Source organism: Kitasatospora sp. NPDC002965, assembly GCF_040611255.1.
GTDB lineage: Bacteria > Actinomycetota > Actinomycetes > Streptomycetales > Streptomycetaceae > Kitasatospora.
The window spans coordinates 1-5385 of sequence record NZ_JBEXNT010000247.1; the positions used below are offsets into that span (position 1 = coordinate 1).

Sequence of the window (5385 nt, forward strand, 5' to 3'; positions counted from 1 at the left end):
GCGGGATCTCGGCGCAGCGGTTGGTGGATCACTTGGGGTCGCAGGAGGCCGCCCGGGTTCGTCTGGGGATTGCCCGTTCGACGCTCTCGGAGTTGCTGTCCGGTCGGTGAACCGCGGGGAATGTGGTCCTCCGACCGGGCCTTGGCCTGGTCGCGTTGGTCAAGTTCCGAGGGCGCCGGTTCTGGCGGGGGCTGTTCGTCCCTGTGGGAGGGGCGGTGGGCGGTCCCTGGTTCAGCTGTGCTTCGGCAGGTTCCAGGTGTTGACGGTGTCGATGATGTGGTGCTGCTGGTCGGGGGTGAGGCCGGGCCACAGGGGGAGGCAGAGGTGGGTTTGGGCGAAGTGGTCGGCGAGGGGGTAGTTGCCGGTGAGGCCGAGGGCGGGTTGGTGGTGTAGGGGGTGGTCGTAGACGCCTCGGGCCGGGGTGATGCCGGCGGACTGCAGGTGTGCGCGCAGGTTCTCGCGCTGGGTGTGGTCGGGTAGCTGAATGATCGCCTTGTGGCCGCTGTAGCGGTGCCGCGGCTCGAAGGGGACCGCGATGTCGGGGTGGTGGATCCGTTGGGCGTAGGCGCGCAGGAGGTTGTGGCCGCGCTGCATGGGGGTCGGGGTGGTGGTGAGCTGGACGATGCCGAGCGCGGCGGAGAGTTCGGGCATGCGCCAGGCGCTGCCGAAGACGGTGTTGAGGCCGTCCGGGTTTTTGCCCTGGTCGCGGTAGTGGCGGGCGCGGGCGGCGGTGGCGTGGTCGTTGGTGGTGATCAGGCCGCCTTCGCCGGTGGTGAGGGCCTTGGTGGCGAAGGTGGAGAACGCGGCGGCGGCACCGAGGGTGCCGGCGGGGCGGTCGGGGGTGGCGGAGCCGTGGGCGTGGGCGGCGTCTTCGACGACGAGCAGGTTGTGGGTGGTGCAGTAGCGCGTGATGCTGTCGAGTTCGGGGGTGATGTGGCCGCCGATGTGGACGAGGACGACGGCCCGGGTGGCGCGGGTGCGGGCGGCGTCGATGGCGTCGGCGGTGGCGGTGAGGGCGCAGTCGTAGAGGATGGGGCGGGCCCCGGCGCGGATGGCGGCTTCGGCGGTGGCGTAGTTGGTGTTCGCGGGGACCAGGACGTCGGCGCCGGTCAGGTCGAGGGCGCGGAAGGCGATCTCCAGGGCGGTGGTGCCGGAGGAGACGGCGGTGACGTACCGGGTGCCGGTGGTAACGGCGAACCGCTCTTCGAGCTGCTGTGTGTAGGGGCCGAGGGTGAGTTGGCCGCTGTCGAGGACGGCGGCCGCGGCGGTGAGGTAGGCGGCCTTCTGGGCGGTGGTGAACTCGCTGCGGAACGGGGGGATCACGGGGTGGTCTCCTTCGGGCTCAGGCGGCCAGGGCCGGGGCCCAGGGCTCGACGGCGACCAGGCCGTCCGGGACGTCGACGGTGGGACGCGGGTGGATGAGCAGGTCGACGCGGTGTCCGAGGATCTGTTCGACGCAGGCGGCCGAGGCGTGGCCGGCGAGGGTCATCTTTCCGGTGCAGATGGTGTGCAGGCCGGTGATGTGGTCGCGGTCGGTGTGGTCGATGATCTGCCAGCCCGGGTTGAATCGGCCGGCGAGGGCCTGGTCGGTGGCCACGTAGTCGGTCTTGCCGACGGTGTAGGCGGTGGCGGCCGGGAGGTCGACGGTGCCGGGCTCCAGGAGCTGTCCGAGCTGGTGGATGAGCAGCTGGGTGCGTTCCAGGGTGACCGGGAAGCGGCGGCAGCCGGTGATCTGGGGCTGGATGCCGCCGTAGAGGGAGGCGAGGACGGCTCCGTGGGTGGGCATCACCACCGGGCCGGACTGGTTGGTGAAGATGATGCCCTGGGTGAGGCCGCCGGGCAGGTGCATCATCATGTCCAGGCGTGAGCGCAGGTCCGGGGTGTGCCTGGAGTTCAGCGCGGTCAGGAGGCGGGTGGTGCCGAGACCGGCGGCGAGGACGATGTGGTCGGCTTCCAGGTGCTCGCCGGTTCCGGTGCGGATCGCGGCGGCCCGGTCTCCGTCGAGGACGATGCCGTGCGCGGCGGTGCCGAGGACGAAGCGCACTCCGGCTGCCAGGCACTGGGCGGTGATGGCGGTGAGGAGGCGGCGGGAGGAGATCGCGCGTTCGGTGGTGGCGATCAGGTGTTGGCCGGCGACCGCGCCGGGGCGCAGGTGGCGGACGTCGGTGGGCTTGACGGTGTGGTGGGGCAGGTGATGGGCGTCCAGGGCGGTGCGGAAGGCGTGCTCGTCGGACGGGTCGAGGACGTAGACGGCGTCGGCGGCGGGGACCTGGGCGTCGGGGGCGAGGAGGGTGTAGAAGTCGCCGGCTTGGCGGCAGGCGTCGACGATGTGCGGGGACTGTCGGGCGTACAGGGCGCCGGAGTGGATCATGCCGTGGTTGGCGCAGGTGGCGCCGGAGCCGATGCGTTCGGCGTCCAGGACGGTGACGTTGTGGCCGGCGTGGGCCAGGCGCAGTGCGGTGAGCAGGCCTGCGATGCCGGCTCCCACGATCAGGGTGCGGTGCACGGGGCTGGTCCCTTCCGGGCGCCGGCCCCGTGCCGTGGGGTCAGCGTCCGATCTCGGTGTACTTGGTCTCGGTGGTGGTCTTCTGCGCCTGCCACCAGGGCTGGTTGGCCTGGTACCAGGCGATGGTGTCGGCCAGGCCCTGGCGGAAGTCGCTGTAGTGCGGCTGCCAGCCGAGGGCGCGCAGTTTGGCGCTGTCGTTGGCGTAGCGAAGGTCGTGGCCGGGGCGGTCGGGGACGAGGTCGTAGGCCTCGGTGTCGTGGCCGAGGAGTTCGAGAATGAGTTCGACGATCTCGCGGTTGCTGCGCTCGTCGGCGGAGCCGATGAGGTAGGTCTCGCCCGGGGTGCCGTGGTCGATGATCGTGTGGACGGCGGCGTTGTGGTCGTCGACGTGGGTCCACTCGCGGACGTTGGTGCCGTCGCCGTACAGGCGGGGGCGGGTGCCGGTGAGGAGGTTGGTGACCTGGCGGGGGATGAACTTCTCGGGGTGCTGGTAGGGGCCGTAGTTGTTGGCGCAGTTGGAGATGGTGGCCTGGACTCCGTAGGAGCGGGCCCAGGCGCGGACCAGCATGTCGCTGCCGGACTTGGTGGCGGAGTAGGGGCTGGAGGGGTTGTGCGGGCTGTCTTCGGTGAACAGGTCGGTGCTGTCGACGGGCAGGTCGCCGAAGACCTCGTCGGTGGAGATGTGGTGTAGGCGCTTGCCGTGTCGGCGGACGGCTTCCAGCAGGGTGAAGGTGCCGTGGACGTTGGTGCGCACGAACGGGGCGGGGTCGTGCAGGGAGTTGTCGACGTGGGATTCGGCGGCGAAGTGGGCGACGACGTCCGAGTCGGCGATGAGGCGGTCGACGAGGTCGTGGTCGCAGATGTCGCCGACGACGAGGTCGACGTTGTCGAGGCCGGCGAGGTTCTCCTTGTTCCCGGCGTAGGTCAACGCGTCCAGGACCCGGATGCGGTACTCGGGGCGGTGCGCGTGGGTGTAGCGGACGAAGTTCGCGCCGATGAAGCCGGCGCCCCCGGTGACGAGGAGGGTTTTCTGGCTCATGACGCCGCATCCTACGGCTCCACGAACTATTCTGACGAATCGTCATATATGTGTGCTCGCAAGCCACTTGAAGACCACTTGCCATGTTGGAGGTGATGGGTCCAGAGAACACCCGCGTGGGCCGCCAGGGGAGGCACACACGGGGGGCACACAACGACGGATCGCTGCGGACCGGGCCCGGGCGCGGGCCGGTGGTCTTACGCTCGTTTCACCGGCCCGCGTTGCGCGGGTCCGGGCCCGGACGAAGAGGGGGGGATCCGGTCGTGGCGACCACCCGGGGCAGGGGCCCGAACACGGCTCTGGCCGCGCTGATCGAGGCCGCCGACGCCAGTCACAGCTGGCTCGCCAGGCGGGTCAACGAGCTGACCGCCGAACGCGGTGTCACCACCGCCTACACCCATACGGGCGTATCCCGGTGGACGGTCAAGGGGATGGTGCCGCGCGATCCCACGCCGGTGTGTCTGGCCGCTGCGCTGGGAGAACGTCTCGGGCGGCCGGTCACGCCGGCGGAGATCGGCATGGGCGCGTTGCGTGAGAGGGATCCTGACGTGGGGTTGGATTTCCCCCGCGATCCCGATGCCGCCCTGCGCGGCGCCATCCAGCACTGGAGCACCATGTTGAACCGACGTGCCATCCTCCACGGCTCCTTCGCGATCGGCGCCTACGCGGTGCCCACCGTCCGGTGGCTCGGCCGGCCCGCCGACGCCGCCCCCGTCACGCCCGATCCCGCGGGGCGCCGCGTCGGACGTACCGATCTGGACCAGCTGTGGAAGGCCTCCGAGGAAGCGCGACGCTGGGACTCCAAGTTCGGCGGCGGGAACACGAAGGCGCCGGCCGTGGCGCGGCTGCTGCGCGAGCGTGCCGTTCCCCTGCTTCAGGGAAGCTTCACCGAGCAGCTCGGGCGCGAGCTGCTCACCGCCGTGTCCGAGCTCGCCCGTGTCTCCGCCTGGTCGAGTTTCGACATGGGCGACCACGGCGCCGCACAGCGCGACTTCGTGCAGTCCCTGCGCCTGGCCCGCGCCGCCGGTGACCAGGAGGCTGGGGCCTACACCCTGGCCACGATGAGTCTGCAGGCGATGCTGCGCGGCTACCCGCAGGAGGCGATCGACATGGCCCAGGGCGCCTACGACCGCGCCCGGCACGCGGCCGCGCCCCGGGTGCTGGCCTTCATCAAGCTGGCGGAGGCCCGCGCGCACGGCCGCGCCGGGGACTCCCGGGCCGCCGGCCGGACACTGGCCGAATGCGAGGGGTTGCTGGACTCCATCCGCCCGGGCATCCGGGACCCGGCCCACCTCGCCTACCTCACCCACCAGCGAATCAGCGCCGACGCCGCCGAAATCCACAAGGACCTCGGCCGGCCGGAGGCGGCCCTGCGATGGGGACAACAGGCCGGTCCCATGTCGGAGAGCGACTTCGCCCGCGCCACCGGCATCCGCTGCACAGTCATGGCCGTCGCCCACCTGCAGCACGACGACCTGCCCTCCGCACTGGCCGCCGGCGAACGCGCCGCGGCGATCCTCGGACCGGTCCGCTCCGCCCGCGCCCACGGCTACCTGCGCGACGTCACCACCGCGCTGCGCCCCTGGCGCGGCGACACCCAGGTCGCCGACTTCCTCCACCGCGCGGGGACGGTCCTCGCCTCGGCCTGATCCCCCACCGCTGCCGCACGCACGCCCGAAGGCCGAACCGATGCCCTCCCGGTCCCGGCCGGGGCCGGTCACGGGGTCGCCGCGGTGTTCGGGGCCGTTCGGCAGTGGCACGGGTGGTGGCCGGGGAGCAGGCCCAGGCCGTGGAACAGGAAGATGGTGCGGGCGGTCGGGTTGCCGACGCCGGCGCTGCC

4 protein-coding genes are annotated in these 5385 nt (G+C 71.6%); 1 reads left to right on the forward strand and 3 read right to left on the reverse strand.

Annotated elements, in window-relative coordinates; all coding sequences use genetic code 11:
* Nucleotides 1-231 precede the first annotated feature (231 nt).
* The 3 genes from ABZY91_RS41155 to rfbB are packed head-to-tail and all read right to left on the reverse strand — an operon-like array spanning nucleotide 232 to nucleotide 3545.
* Entirely contained in the window at nucleotides 232-1323 is a 1092-nt protein-coding gene (locus ABZY91_RS41155) for a DegT/DnrJ/EryC1/StrS family aminotransferase (protein ID WP_355409272.1), read from the reverse strand.
* A gap of 19 nt (nucleotides 1324-1342) precedes the next feature.
* Nucleotides 1343-2506: an FAD-dependent oxidoreductase gene (locus ABZY91_RS41160; RefSeq protein ID WP_355409274.1), complete on the reverse strand. Its 1164-nt coding sequence runs from the start codon at nucleotides 2504-2506 to the stop codon at nucleotides 1343-1345.
* Nucleotides 2507-2546: 40 nt separating this feature from the next.
* Nucleotides 2547-3545 (reverse strand): dTDP-glucose 4,6-dehydratase, encoded by a 999-nt coding sequence (gene rfbB / locus ABZY91_RS41165; RefSeq protein ID WP_355409276.1) that lies wholly within the window; start codon nucleotides 3543-3545, stop codon nucleotides 2547-2549.
* 263 nt (nucleotides 3546-3808) lie between these two features.
* Here rfbB and ABZY91_RS41170 point away from each other — a divergent pair, with 263 nt between their 5' ends.
* On the forward strand, nucleotides 3809-5194 hold the full coding sequence (locus ABZY91_RS41170) for a sporulation protein (RefSeq protein ID WP_355409278.1): 1386 nt from the start codon (nucleotides 3809-3811) through the stop codon (nucleotides 5192-5194).
* Nucleotides 5195-5385 lie beyond the last annotated feature (191 nt).

Excerpts from the sequence above, each read along its gene's own strand:
- rfbB (WP_355409276.1), bottom strand. The coding sequence starts at position 3,545 with ATGAGCCAGAAAACCCTCCTCGTCACCGGGGGCGCCGGCTTCATCGGC.